The organism is Nocardia suismassiliense, assembly GCF_900269665.1.
GTDB classification, from domain to species: domain Bacteria; phylum Actinomycetota; class Actinomycetes; order Mycobacteriales; family Mycobacteriaceae; genus Nocardia; species Nocardia suismassiliense.
Genome location: NZ_LT985361.1, coordinates 6,074,430 through 6,090,156, shown reverse-complemented (window position 1 = coordinate 6,090,156; position 15,727 = coordinate 6,074,430). Strand labels below are relative to the sequence as shown.

General features: G+C 67.4%; 14 protein-coding genes and 1 pseudogene. 11 read left to right on the top strand and 4 right to left on the bottom strand.

From position 1 onward, the window contains the following. Window positions 1–59: 59 nt before the first annotated feature. Entirely contained in the window at window positions 60–719 is a 660-nt protein-coding gene (locus DBO33_RS26930) for a TetR/AcrR family transcriptional regulator (RefSeq protein ID WP_107657570.1), read from the bottom strand. A 229-nt stretch (window positions 720–948) separates the two neighbouring features. On the opposite strand from DBO33_RS26930, the gene DBO33_RS26925 reads away from it, so the two are divergent. From DBO33_RS26925 to DBO33_RS26905, 5 genes are all read left to right on the top strand, one after another. Next, a complete protein-coding gene (locus tag DBO33_RS26925) occupies window positions 949–2,349 on the top strand; it encodes a cytochrome P450 (RefSeq protein WP_234391404.1) in 1,401 nt (466 codons plus the stop codon). Further along, window positions 2,349–2,537, top strand: coding sequence for a ferredoxin (locus DBO33_RS26920; RefSeq protein WP_199856771.1), 189 nt, complete (start codon window positions 2,349–2,351; stop codon window positions 2,535–2,537). Before DBO33_RS26925 ends, DBO33_RS26920 begins: the two co-directional genes overlap by 1 nt. 134 nt (window positions 2,538–2,671) lie before the next feature. After that, window positions 2,672–3,271 (top strand): hypothetical protein, encoded by a 600-nt coding sequence (locus tag DBO33_RS26915; protein ID WP_234391059.1) that lies wholly within the window; start codon window positions 2,672–2,674, stop codon window positions 3,269–3,271. Continuing rightward, window positions 3,268–4,179 (top strand): hypothetical protein, encoded by a 912-nt coding sequence (locus DBO33_RS26910; RefSeq protein ID WP_107657568.1) that lies wholly within the window; start codon window positions 3,268–3,270, stop codon window positions 4,177–4,179. Before DBO33_RS26915 ends, DBO33_RS26910 begins: the two co-directional genes overlap by 4 nt. 20 nt (window positions 4,180–4,199) lie before the next feature. Beyond that, window positions 4,200–5,075: a 1-acyl-sn-glycerol-3-phosphate acyltransferase gene (locus DBO33_RS26905; protein WP_107657567.1), complete on the top strand. Its 876-nt coding sequence runs from the start codon at window positions 4,200–4,202 to the stop codon at window positions 5,073–5,075. A gap of 22 nt (window positions 5,076–5,097) precedes the next feature. On the opposite strand, the pseudogene DBO33_RS26900 reads toward DBO33_RS26905, so the two are convergent. After that, window positions 5,098–5,545: pseudogene (locus DBO33_RS26900) on the bottom strand (nuclear transport factor 2 family protein). 485 nt (window positions 5,546–6,030) lie between these two features. Here DBO33_RS26900 and DBO33_RS26890 point away from each other — a divergent pair. The 6 genes from DBO33_RS26890 to DBO33_RS26865 all read left to right on the top strand — a co-directional run bounded on the left by DBO33_RS26890 (window position 6,031) and on the right by DBO33_RS26865 (window position 11,842). Next, entirely contained in the window at window positions 6,031–7,044 is a 1,014-nt protein-coding gene (locus DBO33_RS26890; RefSeq protein ID WP_234391058.1) for a FecCD family ABC transporter permease, read from the top strand. A 173-nt stretch (window positions 7,045–7,217) separates the two neighbouring features. After that, complete coding sequence (locus DBO33_RS26885) at window positions 7,218–8,234, top strand: FecCD family ABC transporter permease (RefSeq protein ID WP_234391057.1); 1,017 nt, start codon at window positions 7,218–7,220, stop codon at window positions 8,232–8,234. Next, on the top strand, window positions 8,231–9,070 hold the full coding sequence (locus DBO33_RS26880; protein ID WP_107657564.1) for an ABC transporter ATP-binding protein: 840 nt from the start codon (window positions 8,231–8,233) through the stop codon (window positions 9,068–9,070). The genes DBO33_RS26885 and DBO33_RS26880 overlap by 4 nt, the downstream gene beginning before the upstream one ends. Window positions 9,071–9,139: 69 nt before the next feature. Further along, window positions 9,140–10,141 carry an ABC transporter substrate-binding protein gene (locus DBO33_RS26875; protein WP_107657563.1) on the top strand — a complete coding sequence of 334 codons (1,002 nt, stop codon included), beginning with the start codon at window positions 9,140–9,142 and terminating at the stop codon, window positions 10,139–10,141. A 202-nt stretch (window positions 10,142–10,343) separates the two neighbouring features. After that, window positions 10,344–11,003: a hypothetical protein gene (locus DBO33_RS26870; RefSeq protein WP_107657562.1), complete on the top strand. Its 660-nt coding sequence runs from the start codon at window positions 10,344–10,346 to the stop codon at window positions 11,001–11,003. Then, the gene (locus DBO33_RS26865) at window positions 11,000–11,842 is read left to right on the top strand and encodes a hypothetical protein (protein ID WP_159080561.1); all 843 of its coding nucleotides are present in this window, start codon (window positions 11,000–11,002) and stop codon (window positions 11,840–11,842) included. The genes DBO33_RS26870 and DBO33_RS26865 overlap by 4 nt, the downstream gene beginning before the upstream one ends. 97 nt (window positions 11,843–11,939) lie before the next feature. Here the strand turns inward: DBO33_RS26865 and DBO33_RS26860 are convergent, their stop codons facing one another. Together DBO33_RS26860 and DBO33_RS26855 are read right to left on the bottom strand one after the other, a co-directional pair. Beyond that, entirely contained in the window at window positions 11,940–13,274 is a 1,335-nt protein-coding gene (locus DBO33_RS26860) for a M14 family zinc carboxypeptidase (protein ID WP_107657560.1), read from the bottom strand. A gap of 134 nt (window positions 13,275–13,408) precedes the next feature. Next, the gene (locus tag DBO33_RS26855) at window positions 13,409–15,709 is read right to left on the bottom strand and encodes a GH92 family glycosyl hydrolase (protein ID WP_107657559.1); all 2,301 of its coding nucleotides are present in this window, start codon (window positions 15,707–15,709) and stop codon (window positions 13,409–13,411) included. Window positions 15,710–15,727 lie beyond the last annotated feature (18 nt).

The window sequence follows — 15,727 nt, the reverse complement described above, 5'->3', positions numbered from 1 at the left end:
GCCCGGGGCGCAGAAATCGCCTGCACGCGTTCATGAATTCAGCTTAAGGGATCGCCCGATCACTCGGCAGCTGCCGACAAGCGCTGGGCGACGTCGGGCAGGCGCTCGACCATCGAAATCGTGAAATCGGCGAGTAGGTCGATCAGGCCCGCGCGGTCGACGTCGAGGCCGCCGTCGAGCCAGACCAGGACGAGTTCCGCGGCGCCGCCGGTGATCAACTGGGAGGTCGCGGCGACGGCGGTGTCGTGGCCGGCGGGTAGATCGAGCACCAGTCGGGTTTGTTCGATGATGACGTCGGCGACGCGTCGCATGCCGTCGAAGCGGCTGCGCATCAAGACCTCGTTGCCGTAGGCCTGGGCGAAGACGACCTGGGCTCGGCGTGGATCGTCGGTGAGTTCGACGATGAGGGCGGCGACGCCGGCGCGGATCTTGTCCGCAGGCGACCCCTCGGTGGTGGCGACGGCCGCGCGGGCGGTGTCGAGAGCGGCGTCCTGGATCTCCAGGAGCATTTCGGCGGCGAGGGCGTCCAGGTCGGGGAACGCCTCGTAGAAGAAGCGGGGTCCGACCCGAGCCTGCTCGCAGAGGCCACGCACGGTCAAGGCGGACAGGCCCTGGGTGCCGACGATCTCGAGGGCGGTGTCGAGTAGCCGCCTGCGCCGATCTTCCCGGCGCTCAGCGGGGGAGGTGCCGCGGTAAGTGCCGGTGAATACGCGGGTCACGACCGTGCCTCGCTGACTTGTGGCACCGTCTGGCCCCGGGTGCCGAGGGTTCGCTCGCTCACCGAAGCAGCCTTGCACAAGACAAGTCGGGAAACAACTGTGTACGGAAACGTGTGTTTCCGATATGGTCGAGGGGTCGCAGCGTCGCGAAGGGACGGCCGTCATGAGTCTTCTGGTTTCCCCCAAGGTCACCGAGGTGCAAGGGGATGTGCGCCGCTTGCGGGCGCGCATGGCGAAACACGCGCAGACGTGGGGTGCTCGCGTCGCCGGTCAGTACCCGTCGGTCGAGCGGCCGCTGGCCGAACCACCACCGGGGAGCGGATTGCGCCCGATGCCAGGCGATTTCGGTGCGCCGGGGATCGGGTACACGCTGCACGCGCTGAGTGACCCGATCGGATTGACGCGCAAGCGATTTCAGCAGTACGGGCCGGTGAACTGGATGGGCGTGCTCGGCCGCAAGATGGTCGGTGTGAGCAGTCCGGCCGCCATCGAGGCGGTGCTGATGGACCGGAACAAGGTTTTCTCGGCGCAACGTGGCTGGGAGTTCTTGATCGGCCCGTTCTTTCGCGGTGGCCTGCTGCTCCGGGATTTCGACGAGCATCTGTTCCATCGCCGGATCATGCAGCAGGCGTTCACCCGGCCCCGGCTGGTCGGCTACCTGGACCTGACCACTCCGCGCATCACCCGCGGCGTCGCGCAATGGCGGCCCGGCCCGCACTTCCCGGTCTTCGACGCGATCAAGCAGATCCTGCTCGCGCAGGCCACAGAGGTCTTCGCCGGCGCCGAGCTCGGCCCCGAAAGCGTGGTGCTGGAACGGGCTTTCGAGGACGCCGTGCACGGCGCGACCGCGCTCATCCGCACCAATGTGCCCGGCGGGGTGTGGTCGCGCGGGGTACGCGGACGGCGCATTCTCGGCGAATACTTCCGGCGCGAGCTACCCGCCAAGCGGGCGGGCGCGGGCACCGACCTGTTCAGCGTGCTGTGTCACGCCGAGACCGAAGAGGGCCACGCGTTCTCGGACGAGGAGGTGATCGAGCACATGATCTTCGTGATGATGGCCGCGCACGACACCAGCACGATCGCCGCGTCCATGCTCGCCTACGAACTCGCCCGCCATCCGCAGTGGCAGGAGCGGTTGCGCGAGGAGTCCCGTGCGCTCGGTAAGCCCGCCCTCGACTACGGCGACCTCGACCGACTGCCCGGCCTGGACCTGGCGTTCAAGGAAACGTTGCGCATGTATTCGCCGGTGGCACAGCAGATTCGCGAAACCATCGCCGACACCGACATCCTCGGCTACTACGTGCCGCAGGGCACGCTCGTCATGGTCGGCGCCTACCCGATGATGCGCACCGACGACTACTGGGCCGACCCCGATGTGTTCGACCCCGAGCGGTTCGCCGCCGACCGCCGCGAGGACAAATCGCACCGGCTCGCCTGGGCCCCGTTCGGCGGCGGCGCGCACAAATGCATCGGCCTGTACTTCGGCGGCATGACCGTCAAAGCCGTGCTGCACCAGATGTTGCTGCAATACCGCTGGTCGGTGCGCCCGGACTACCAGGTGCCGCTCGTCGCGGGCACCGGGCCGATGCCCGCCGACGGCCTGCCCATCCGGCTGGAACGGCTGCGGTGATGCGCGTCGTCGCCGACCGCACCCGCTGCGCGGGGCACGGCATGTGTGAGGCGCTGGCACCCAACCTGTTCCGCGTCGGCGACGACGGCATCGTCACCCCCCTTGCCGACACCATCGACGAAACCGCGCACGACCTCGTCCAACTGGTGATCGACAGCTGCCCGGTCGAAGCCCTCCGCCGCGCCTGACCGCACGCCGCGTGCGGAAACCGCTGGGCCTGCTGCGATCCCAGTGTGTGACATCGAAGTGTGATCAAGAGTTTGGAACCTCGGCGGCGAGGCATTACCTGTCCGAATACGACAGGCTCGGCGAGGAGGTCCAGGTGTCGTCTGGAGTATTGATCACGGTAATCGTTCTGGTGGTACTGGCGGCGGCGGTCATCGCCCTGGTGGTGTGGCCGATGGTGCGCAGGCAGCGGCTACGCAGCCGCTTCGGCCCGGAGTACGACCGGACGGTCGAGGAACTCGACGACCGGCGCGCGGCCGAACGTGAACTGGCCGAACGCGAACGCAGGCACGCCGAGCTCGAACTGCGCGCGCTGAGCCCGGAGCAGAAGCAGCTCTACACCGCGCAGTGGGTCGAGGTGCAGGAGCGGTTCATCGACGACCCGGCCGAGGCGTTGCAGTCCGCCGATCGGCTGCTGACCACGGTGATGGCCCAACGTGGTTATCCCACTGAGAATTTCGATCAGCAGGTCGCCGACCTGTCCGTGGAGCACGCGGAAGCGCTCGGCCATTACCGCGCCGCGCACGAGATCGCCACCCGGGCCACCGGTTCCGAGGTGTCCACCGAGGACCGGCGCACCGCCATCGTGCACTACCGGGACCTGTTCCAGGACTTGCTGAATGGCGCCACCGACGACAAGAAACCCGAGCACGACAAGGACAAGACGTCCGAGCACGACAAGAAAGCGCTGTCATGAGCACCGAATACGAACGCACCGCGCATTCCGACCGTTCCGCGACGCCCAGCGCGGATATCCCGATGAGCGAGCAGGAGGCACGGTCTTCGTCGTGGCAGGAGGGCCGCGAAAACGATTGGGCCGCAGGCGAGTCGGGTAGCCGTTCCACGGAAGGTGAGACAGACGTGACTGATACCGGACGTGCGAGCTCGACAGCCGATGACGCCGAACATGCGGGCACGACCGACGTGGACGTCGAACCGGAGCACGTGCGCACCACGGAATACGACGCGGACCAATCCCGCACGGCCGATTACGACACCAAGACCGCATCGACGGCGGGCTACGACGCCGAGACCGCGCACTCGCGCACAGCGGATCACGACGCCGAGACCGCGCCGTCGCGCACGGCGGACTACGACGCCGAGACCGCATCGGCAGGCGCGGCGGACTACGACGCCAGTACCACCCAGGCGGGCACGGCCGATTACGAAACGGGAACCGTGCACCGGCCCACCGCCGATCACGATGCTGAAAGCCCTTCTGCAGCAGCAGGTCAGGTCACCGCCGAGACCGAACAGGCGACCACTTCGGACGAGACGACCCCCGCAGCAAACGGCACTGAGCAGCAACGGATTTCACTCGACAATGTCGGCACCCCGCTTTTCGCCGACGCCGACCTGGACCGCCTCCGCACCCAGTGGCGCGAGGTGCAGGGCGCCTTCGTCGACAGCCCGCGCGACGCCGTCACCCAGGCCGACAAGATCGTCGCGGACATCATCTACCAGCTGACGACCGCCTACGCCGAACGCAAGCGCGTCCTCGAGGAGCACTGCTCCGGCCTGCAAGACGGCGACACCGAGGAACTGCGGCAGGCCCTGCGCGGCTATCGCGGCTTCTTCCGCAGGCTCCTGGTGATCGAGTCGTGATCTAACGGAAAGCGTTGCCCATGAATTGGTTTCGATTGCCGACCGACCGGATCGACCAGGTGACCGACTGGGTCGCCCAGCAGGTGAACGCGCGTGTCCCAGCGCCCGACCCTGCCGACCGGGACCCCGAGTTCATCATCGACACGGTGGGTCCGGGCTGGTGGTTCGCGCGGCTGTACTTCCGCGCGGAGGTCCGGGGCCTGAACCGGATTCCGGAGGACGGCCCGGTCCTGTTGGGCGGCAATCATTCCGGTGGCAACGTGTCACCCGAGGTATTGGTCGCCACTTTGGCGTTCGTGCGCCGGTTCGGTCCGCATCGCCCGTTCTTCCAGTTGGCGCACGACATGGTGATGGCCTATCCGGTCATCGGTACGTTGCTGCGCCGCTTCGGCACGGTAGGTGCGGACCCGAACAGTGCACGGCAGGTATTGCGCGACGGCGCGGCGGTGCTCGTCTATCCCGGCGGTGACTGGGAGGTGCACCGGCCGACCTGGAAAGAAGACGAGATCGACTTCGCCGGCCGGACCGGCTTTCTGCGATTGGCCTGGGAGGAGAAGGTTCCCATCGTGCCGATGGTCAATATCGGCGCTCAGCAGACCGCGCTGATGCTGTCGCGCGGGGATCGGCTGGCCAAGCTGCTGCGGCTGGATCGCATGTTGCGGCTGAAGGTTTTTCCCATTTCGATCGCCCTGCCGTGGGGACTCAACATCGGTGATCTCGCCGGGCACATCCCGTTGCCGAGCAAGGTCACCGTCGAGTTCCTCGAGCCGATAGATCTACATTCCGAACTGGGCCCGGAACTGGATGTCGACGCGGCCTACGAACTCGTCACCGGCGTCATGCAGGACGCACTGTGGGAGCTCTCGGCGGAACGTGGGCTACCGATTGTCGGCTGATATCGGCTGGGCCGCAGTGCATTCAGCTCGCGCCCGGCACCGCCTGGGCGAGAAACATGTAACTCTTCTCCTCGACCCGGCGCGCGATGCGCCACTGCCCGTCGACCCGTGCGAACGTGTCGAGGTACCACAGCCCGCACAGCATGAGGCTGGGCGAACCATCGCCACCCGACAGCATCATCGGGTTGTGACACATGGTCCGCCCCGGTGGCGGTGTCGCCGTCGAGGGTGATCGAGGAGTTACTGATCAGGTGCTGAAAAGCGGGAAAATTCGGCAACATGGCGGCGAGGAACTTCTTCGTCGCCGCCACGTCGCCGGCCGGTCCGCCCATCGCGGTGTAATCGATGTGGGCGTCCTCGGTGAAGATGTCGTCGAGCAGGTCCCACTGTCCGGTGTCGACCGCGTGGGAATACCGGACCATCAGGTCCTGGATCTCCAGGCGGTCCGAAATCTCTGGAAGGGACAGCATGATGCCTCCGAATTGCGCCGACTCTCTTGGCGCTATGCCACCAGGCGCGAGTCCGGGAATCAAGAGCCGGACCTTGGAAGTCGCAGCGGTGGCGGAGGCGAGAAGGGTCAAGCCTTGTGCGGCAAGATGTTCAGTACGAGTACGAGTCCGGCCGCGATGCTGGCGCATGCGAGGACCGTGGTCACAGCAGACTGCGTGAGAGTGGCGATGCCGATCGAAAAGGCAAGGCACAGAGCGAATGCCAGTACCGCGGTCCCCGGCTCCACGCCGGCGATGCGGGCTGGTCGGTGATCCGTCGATGTCATAGTTCTGTTAGTACCCAGCGTGGCCCGTTACGAAACCGTGACTGTTGATTCCGTGCTCGAATCGCTGCTCAGGCGGTGTTGCCGGCGCAGCGGCCCGGCGCGAAAAACGGACGAGACGGACATCACACGCGTTGTCGCGCGTTGACAAACTTAGGTATCGCTAACTTAAGCTCTCGTCCCGTGACCTCCGTCGACACCACCCGCACGGCCGCGTTCTCGCGCCGCATCCCGATGCTGATGCTCGGGTTTGCCGCGTTGCTGCTGTGCGTGGTGTTGAGCCTGGCGCTCGGCGCCCGCTCGGTGCCGATCGGCACCGTCGTGCAGGCCTTGCTCGGCGATGCGGACGGCCGCGACGCCATGGTGGTCACCGGTATGCGAATGCCGCGGACCCTGGTGGGGCTGGCGGTCGGCGCCGCGCTCGGCCTCGCGGGCGCGCTCGTGCAAGGCATCACCCGCAATCCGCTAGCCGCGCCGACCACCCTCGGCATCAACGCCGGAGCCGGGCTCGCCGTGGTGATCGCCATCTACGCGCTGCGATTGACCCGCCCGATCGAATACCTGGGTTTCGCCTTCGCGGGCGCGGCCGCCGCCGCGTTGTTCACCCTGACGCTCGGGCGCCGGGCCGGCGACATCGATCCCGTTCGGCTGGTCCTCGGCGGCACGGTCCTGCAACTGGTGCTCGTCTCGTGGACCTCGGCCGTGCTGCTGTTCAGCGAACGCACCCTGGACGAGGCACGCTTCTGGCTGGCCGGATCGATCGCCGAACGCGACCTCGGCGTGCTGGTGCCGATGTTGCCGACGCTGATTATCGGGGCGGTGATCGGCCTGGTGATCGCGCCCGCGCTCAACACCCTCGCCCTCGGTGACGAAGCAGCGGAAGCGCTCGGCATGCCGGTCGGGCGCATCCGGCTGGCCGGGATGATCGCGGTGGTGTTGCTCGCCGGCTCCGCGGTGGCCGTGGCCGGGCCGATCGCGTTCATCGGACTGGCCGCGCCGCACCTGGTTCGGCTGGTGCTCGGCGGCGACCACCGGGTGCTCGTGCCCGGCTGCCTCATCGCGGGCCCACTGCTGCTACTGGCCGCCGACATCGTCGGCAGGCTCGTCGCCCGGCCTTCGGAGCTCGAGGTCGGCATCGTCACCGCGTTCCTCGGTGCGCCGCTGCTCGCCGTGCTCGCCCGACGGGTGGGCCGATGATCGACCCTCCGCCGCCGCGCAACGGCCGAACACTATTGCGTGCCAAGCGCTCCGCTGATCCGACCGATGCCTCGTCGCCGCGGCACGGTCGAACACTATTGCGTTTCAAGGGTTCCGGCGAACCGATCGGTGCGTCGTCGCTGCGGCATGGTCGAGCACCATTGCGTTCTGGCGTGAATGTCCTGGTGCGGCAACGCAGGCGCGCGATCCTGATCGGCACGGTGTGCGCGGTGGCGATCGTCGTGCTGTCGACCGTGGCGCTCAGCGTCGGCGAGGTCGAGATGTCGGCGGCGACCGCGTTGCGCGCTTTGTTCGGCTTCGGTGACCAGGGCGAGGTCTACGTCGTCCAAGAGTTCCGTGCGCCCCGGCTGGCCGCCGCGCTGCTCGCCGGCGCGGGCCTCGCCACCGCGGGTGCCGTGCTCCAGCGGCTGTTCCGTAACCCGCTCGCCTCGCCGGACGTCATGGGTGTGACCGGTGGCGCGTCCTTCGGGTCGGTGCTCGTGCTCGCCCTCGGTGCGAGCCAGGCGTTCATCCCACTGGGCGCCCTCGGTGGCGGGATGCTCACCGCGCTGCTGCTCGGCATCCTGGGCTGGCGGTCCGGGCTGCCGGTCACGCGCCTGGTGCTGGTCGGGCTCGCGGTGCAAGCGGGTTTGGCCGCGGCCGTGAATCTGATGGTGGTGCGTTTTCCGCTGGAGCTCGCCGGGTCGGCGGTGCAGTGGACGACCGGTTCGCTCTACGGACGCACCTGGCCGGAGATCCAGGCTGCCGCGGTGGCCTGTGTGCTGGTGCTGGCCCTGCTGTATCTGCAATACCGCACGCTGTCGGTGCTCGATCTCGGCGACGAGTCGGCGGGCACGCTCGGCGTCCGGGTGTCCCGTGCCCGGCTGGCGCTGCTGGTCACCACCATCGCGCTCGCCGCGCTGGCCGCCGCCCTCACCGGCCCGATTTCCTTTGTGGCGCTGGCGGTTCCGCACCTGGTGCGGCGGCTCGCCGGTCCGCCCACCGCCGTCACGCTCGCCGTCACCGGTCTGGCCGGGGCGACGTTGCTGCTCGTCTGCGACTTGATCGTGCAGCACGCGCTGCCGATCGAGGGGTTGCCCGTCGGCGTGGTCACCGCGACCGTCGGCGCTCCGTGGTTGCTCATCTTGATGCTCCGTGAGAGCGCGCCCGTCTCCAGGAGGACCGCATGAGTGACACACCGGACGACGTGGTCGCCCGCAACGAATTGGCCGCGCAGGCAGTCGATCTGCGGTACGGCGACCGCGTCGTGATCGACGGCCTCGACCTGGTGCTGCCCGGCGACTCGGTCACCGCCATCGTCGGCCCGAACGCCTGCGGCAAGTCCACGCTGCTGCGCGGACTCACCCGGCTGCTGCGCCCGTCCGGCGGCACGGTCACCCTCGACGGCGCCGACGTCCATCGAATGTCCGCCCGCGCGTTGGCGTTACGGATGGGCCTGCTGCCGCAGCAGCCGATCACACCGGAGTCCATCACAGTCGAGGCGCTGGTGCGGCTCGGTCGCTATCCGCATCAGAAGTTGTTGCGGCCCTGGTCGGCTACCGACCAGACGGCCGTCGAGGACGCGTTGCGACGCACCGGCACCGTCGATCTGCGTGAACAGCCGGTCGACCAGCTCTCCGGCGGCCAACGTCAACGAGCCTGGATCGCGCTGGCCCTCGCACAGGACACCGACCTGCTGCTGCTCGACGAGCCGACCACCTTCCTCGACCTGCGTCACCAGCTCGACGTGCTCGACCTGGTCGCCGACCTGCACGCCGAGGCGGGCCGCACGGTCGTCATGGTGCTGCACGATCTCGGCCAGGCCGCCCGCTACGCCGACCACCTCGTGGTGCTGCACGAGGGCCGCCTCGCCGCGGCCGGGCCGCCCGCCGAGGTGCTGGACGCCGAACTCGTCCGCACCGTCTTCGGGGTCGATGCCCTGGTGATACCCGACCCGGAAACCGGGACCCCGCTGGTGGTTCCGCGCAGCCGGGCCGCCCGACTGTCCGCCGCCGCTCCCGTCTGAGCGGACTACCCCCAGCGTCGCCTCGCTCGAGCTGATGCACCACCCACTCCCAGAGATGAGGGACTGCTCATGTCCACCCGACTCCGCGGCCGCCGACTCGGCCGCATCGGTATCGCGACACTTGTTGCGGCGGTAAGCCTGTCCTGCCTCGCGGCCTGTGGCAACAACTCCGCCGACACGGATTCCGCTGCCTCCCCGGCCGATTCGGCCAGCTTCCCGCGCACCCTGGACACCCTGATGGGCCAGGTGACCATTCCGAAGGCGCCCAAGCGCGTGGTGGTGCTCGACACCGCCGAGCTGGACTCGGTCACCCTGCTCGGCATCAAGCCGGTGGGTGCCGTTGTCCCGCATACCAAGACGAGGGGCGGGTTCCCGGAATACCTGGCGGGCAAGGTCGATGGGGTGACCGACGTCGGCCCGCTGCTCGAGCCGAACCTCGAGCGGATCGCCTCGCTGAAGCCCGACCTGATCCTGTCCTCGAAGGTCCGCCACGACAAGATCTACGACAAGCTCAGCGGCATCGCGCCGACCGTGTTCACCGAGACCACCGGTGGCCCTTGGAAAGCCAACCTCGCGGTGCACGGCAAGGCGCTCGGCCTCGAGCAGCAGGCCGCCGACGCGTTGCAGGGTTACGAGGGGCGGGCCCGCGCGCTCGGCGACGCCATCAAGGCCAAGAACAACGGCGTGCTGCCCACCGTCTCGGTGGTGCGCTTCCTGGCCGGCCCGACCCGGCTGTACCAGAGCAACTCCTTCAGCGGCGTGGTGCTGGCCGACATCGGCCTGCCGCGACCGGAGTCGCAGATCTCCACCGACCCGAAGAAGATCATGAAGGACGTCAGCCCCGAGCAGATCGATCAGGCCGACGCCGATCTGATCTTCGTCGCCACCATCGACGATCCGAGCAAGACCGAAAAGGGCGCCGTCACCACCAGTCCCGTCTGGCGTGACCTGCGCGCCGTCAAGAACGGCAAGGCCATCGACGTGCTGGACGAGACCTGGATGTCCGGCATCGGCGTGCAGGCCGCCGACCAGATGCTCACCGACGTCGCCAAGGCCACCGGCGTCCAGTAGCCGCACCCGCCCGAACGGGACATGACACCCTCGGTCATGTCCCGTTCGGCGTATCCAGGTACCGGTCAGCTACTTGGCCGGGTCGCAGAGGGCGCTGGTGTAAGTGGAGTACGGAAGTACTCGCGACCTGTTCGGCGCGGCGTCGAAGGATGAGGGGGCGCGGAAAACCGCGCGGTAGTTACCAAGAGCATGGAGTTCGCTCATGGCCGAAAGATTCACCCTTCCCCCTCCGGGATTTCTGCGCACCGAGATCATCGATCTCGGCCCCGTCATCGATCCGAAGTTTTCCGACGCGCGCGACTGGAGCGAACTGCTCCCGCCGGTGCAGACCACCCCGGTGTATTCCGAGGCGCGAGACCTTCGAGCGGCCGACGAAGCGGCGGCCGTCGCACCCGAGGTGGCGCTGAGCCAGGCGGGCGTCAACGACCTGCTCGACGGCAAGCGGTACGAGATCATCAGCGTCGGAACCCGATTCCTGGACCGGGACACCGAATATCCGGTGGTCGTCATCTACAACTATTCCGACGATGTCGTCATCGAGGCGATCGTCGATGTGACCACGCGGTCACTCGTCGAACTGCACGAGACGATGAGCCAGCCCGCCATGTCCGAGGTCGAGGAAGCTCGCGCCATCGAATTGGTGCGCCGGGACGGCCGGCTCGCCGAGCACGGCATCGACGTCGACACCGGCGCTGGGCTGATCGTCGAGGACGTGAATTTTCACAGCTCGCGTTATCGGCATCGGCTGGTGGACCTGCGGTTCGGGCCCGCGGATCGGCGGGTGCCCACCGCCTTCGCGATCGTGGATCTCAGTGCGGAAGACGTGGCCGAGGTCGGCCTGATTCCCGGGGGTCGGTCATGAGTAGCTCAGGGACAGTTAGTTGGCCCCCGGAGGCTCCGGTCTGGCGGTTCTACTGGGAGGTGGTCGACGGGAAGAGCGAAGCCATCGCTTTCCGCGACGTCTTCTACAAGGGCATCAAGGTGCTGCACCGCGCCAGCCTGCCGATGATCCGCGTGCAATACGACGGCGGCGCGGGCGGACCGTACAAGGACCCGCTCAGCAGTGGCAATATGCAACGGCCCGTGGCGATCTACGAGGGCAGCGCCCCGGACCACCGTTTCCTGGTGGTGGAGAGCTATCACGTCATCGGGCGCTACCGCCTGCTGAACCGGTGGATCTTCCGCAGCGACGGCATCATCCTGCCGCAGCTCTACAGCGCCGGTCTGCAACATCCGGCCAACCATCGCCACCACACCTACTGGCGATTCGACTGGGACATCGACGGTGCCGCGAACAACCTCGCGCTGCAACACGCACTGACGAGCCAGGATTGGGGCTACGGTCCCGGCTGGATCCCACGGAAGAACGAACTGTCCTCGATCCACATCGGCGACAACCGCTGGGCGGTCATCAAGAAAGGCACCGGCCGCGGGTTCCTCATCGACAAGGGACCGTTCGACGGTGCCAGCGACTGGTTCTCCCGGCTCGACGTCGCGATCACCGCGTATCACGGGCCCGAAGATCTCGGCGGTGCGCTCGGCAACGCGAACGACGACGAGATCTGGCGGCACGTCAACGGTGAGAACACCGACGGTCAGGACATCGTGATGTGGTACGTCGCGCACCTCTATCACGAGGCGCACGACGGTGGCGATGAATGGCACGTGTGTGGGCCGATTTTGCGGCAGTTCGGTTACTGATCGGTGGGTACGCGTCTCGGTTGCCAGCCGGGGCGCGTATTCGCCTGTCCCCGTTAAGGATTGCAGCACCCGTTTCCGCTCCTCGTCGCACCGAGTGTCAGACGGGCCGGCCGTCACGTAGTCGCGTGACAGCGCTGACGATCGCCATCGATTGGATCGTGACCAGGCGGTGCACCGGGATCGACTGCCCGGGTGCGTTGGTTTCGACGTCGCTGCACCACTTTTCGAAGATGGCGGTGAACCGAGCGCGTTCCGCGGCGCAGCGCTCGTCGTGTGGTGCGCTGTCGAGCAGGCGCAGCAGCATGCCGCCCGCGCGCAGGCGGGCGACGCCGACCCACACGTACTGCTCGATGAAGACCTCACCGCGGGTGGCGACGCGCGACTCGGTGGCGGAGCGTTTGGCAATGGCGTTGCCGCGCAGGGCGCGCACGGTATCGGTCAGCGCGCGCTCGAACGGCGACCGTCCGGTCAACACTCCGGAGATTCGCTCGAGCGCGCCGCTCACGATCTCGGCGATCTCATCGTAAGCCGTTGCGGTGCAATGCAACACGCTCGCCAGGGTGTGGCCACTCGGCGCGTCGTCGGTGACTCGCGAGTCGACCCACATCGGCAACTCACACACCAGCAGCGCGGTCCCGTGGGCGGCCGCATAATCACGAATGCCGCCGCCGTACATCATCGCCAGCGGCTCGACGCCCTCGGCGGTCAAGGTCTCGGCGATGCGCTGGAACGACGGCAGCTCGAACACACCCGGCGCCCAGGTGCGCGCGCCGGGCACGTCGGGTGGTCCCTGGTAAATCGGCACGCCCGCCGCGGTCAGCTGGTCGGTGAGCGCGGACCAGTAGTCGCGATCGCCGCCGGTGGCGTAGAAGAATCCGCCGCCGAAGTCGGCGTTGTGCAGGGAAACGATCAGCGCGGGACGGGTCTGATCGATCAAGCCCATCAGCGCCAGGGTCTCCGGCAGTGGCGCACCGACCGCGGTGCCGAGCCAGTTGGTCGGAAAACACCACTCCGGCTGCTCGGCCGCGGGCGGACGGTAGAAACCGCGCGCGACGCCGGATCTGCTGCGCGCACCGGCGAACCATCCCTCGTTCAACCGCGTTCCGTCGGGATCGAGACACAGCAGGAAATGCCAGGTAGCACCGAGGGTTTGCGCATTATCCCTGGTCAGCCTGCCGAGCAGGTGGCGGATTGTCGCCATGCCGATCGGCTCGTTCGGATGCGGATTCCCGATGATCACCACCTGCGGGGCCCCCGCGCCGACCCGCACCGCCCGAATCGGATCGCCCCCACGCGATCTGCCGATCTCAGCGACCGTCACCCGATCCGGCAGCGTGCCGGCGAGTTTGTCGACGTACTCGTTCAATTCGTCCACTGTCGGAAACGTGTCGATCCGCTCGACCACGCCGACGATTTCCCTGACCTCATCCACCGCCGAATAACCTCATCCTCCGCCCTCATCAATAGTGGGCGCGGTCGGCGTCGAATGGGTCAGTTTGCCGTCAGCGGAACGGGTTCGGCGCGATTGCCATCGTCCTGACATCGGATGACCGAATGACTGGGCGGCTAGCGGGGCGCAGCGAACGAGGGCGGTGCGTCGGCTGCCGCGGTACCGAACCGTGCGTCCGGTTCGGCGCCCATGGTGAAGTCGAGGCGGCCGCCGGACAGGGCGAAGGATTCGGGTAGCCAGGCTTTCGTGGTGTCCGCGCCGTTGACCCGCAATGCGCGAATGTACGGTGCGGCATCGGTGGCTTCGGGCGCGCTGATGGTGATGCGCTCGCCGGAGGAGCGGCGGATCTCGGCGTTCGTGAAGGCCGGTCCGTGCACGAAAAGCTCAGCGCGGCCGGGTATTACGGGGTAGAGGCCGAGCGAGGCCCAGACGTACCAGGCCGACATGGTGCCGAGATCGTCGTTGCCTGCCAGGCCGTTCGGCGTCGGGCTGAAGAGTTCGGTGCGGGCGCGCCGGACGACCTCCTGAGTACGGTGGGGGAGGCCGGCCCAGGCGTACAGCCACGGCGTTTGCAGCGTCGGCTCGTTGCCGAGGTACGCGAAGGGGGCATGCGGGCCCGCGTTCAGCTGACTGAAGAAAGTGTCCAGCCGACCGGCCGCCGCGGCGTTGCCGCCCATCATGTCGAAGAGCGTGCGGACATCATGGAAGGTCATCCAATGGTATTGCGCGCCATTACCTTCCACGTATCCATCGGTGCCCGCCGGATCGAAGAAGGGATTGAAGAATCCTTCGGCGGATCGGGGTTGTAGCCATTTCGTGAGGGGGTTGTACAGGTGCCGCCAGCCATGGGAACTGCGCAGGAATTTGTCGTGGACGGCGCGTTCGCCGAGCCGGTGCGCCAACTGGGCGATGCCGAAGTCGGCGATGTTGTATTCGAGGGTGTCGGAGACCTGACCGGGCACCCAGCCGAGTCGCTGATAATGCTCGTTGGCCGGTCGTTCCGTGTAGCCGGACTTCTCGCCGATGCGCAGGGCACCCTCGACCATCGAATCGAGTGCTGCCCGAGCGTCGAAGTCCCGCGCGCCGAAGGCGTACGTGCTGGCGATGATCGAGTGGTACGGGTCGCCGTTCATCACGCCGGTGACGGTGTTCTGATGCGACCAGCGGTCCCAGACGTTGCCGAGGACGCGCGCGTTGTCGTACATCGACTGGGCGATGTCGGCAGCGACATCGGGTGCCAACCAGGCGAGCAGTTGGGTCTCGCTGCGGTAGATGTCCCAGCCGGAGAAGGTGGCGTAGTAGTGGTGCCCGGGGCGCACCCGGTGCGTCTCCCCATCGAAACCGGTGTAACTGCCGTCGACGTCGTCGAAGATGTACGGCTGCAGGAATACGTGGTAGAGCGCGGAGTAGAAGGTGCGCAACCGATCCTGGTCGCCGCCGGTCACCTGGATCTGATCGAGCCTGCGCCGCCACGCCTCGCGCGCGTCCACCCGGACGGTGTCGAAATCCTTCGGCCCTATTTCGGCGGCGAGATTGGCGCGGGCACCGTCGAGGCTGACGTAGGACAGGCCGGTACGCATCTGCACCGGTTGAGCGGAATCGAACTGCAGGAAAAGACCGGTGCCGAGGCCGTTGCTCGCGATCTCGCCGGATTTCGTGCGCCGGGTCGGTGCCGCACCACGGGTGCTGGTCGTGCCCGGCTTGATGACGTTGTCCTGCCAGCTGCCCGACGCGGTGAACGGGCGGTCGAAGGTGGCGTGGAAGTAGACCCGGTAGCGGCCGCGGGAGCCGCAGAAGCCGCCGGTGTGTGCCCAGCCGGAGACGGTGTTTCCGTCGATGGTGATCTCGGCGTCGTCGACTCCGCTCACCGAGCCGGTGACGTCGAGCAGCAGCGTGCCCGGCTGGTCCTTCGGGAAGGTGAAGCGGGCGACACCGGCCCTGGTCGACGCCGTCAGTTCGGTTTGCACGCCACTGTCCGTGGTGACCCGGTAGTAGCCCGGGCTCGCCTGCTCGTTGGCGTGATCGAAGGTTTGCAGGTAACCGGCGCCGTCGACGGCCGGTGACCGGCCGATGATGCCGGAGATCGGCAGGACCGGAAAGTCTTGCGCGCCGGTGCAACCGGGGCCGGAAATATGCGTCATCGAGAAGCCGTAGAGGCGGTTGTCCTCGTATTTGTAACCACCGCCCGCGGTGCGCACCGTGTCCGGACTCCACTGCATCATCCCGAAGGGTGCGACCGCGCCGGGAAAGGTCATGCCCGCGCCGCCGCCATGGCCGAAATCGGGTCCGCCGTCCTGGGTTCCGACGAACGGGTTCACGTACCTGCTGGAATCGACCGCCGTCTCGGCGTGTGCGGCAACGGGAATGAAGGGGAGCAGCAAGGGAACAACGATGCCGGCAAGACGGCGACGCGACATACCTCTCCTCGGCGAGCT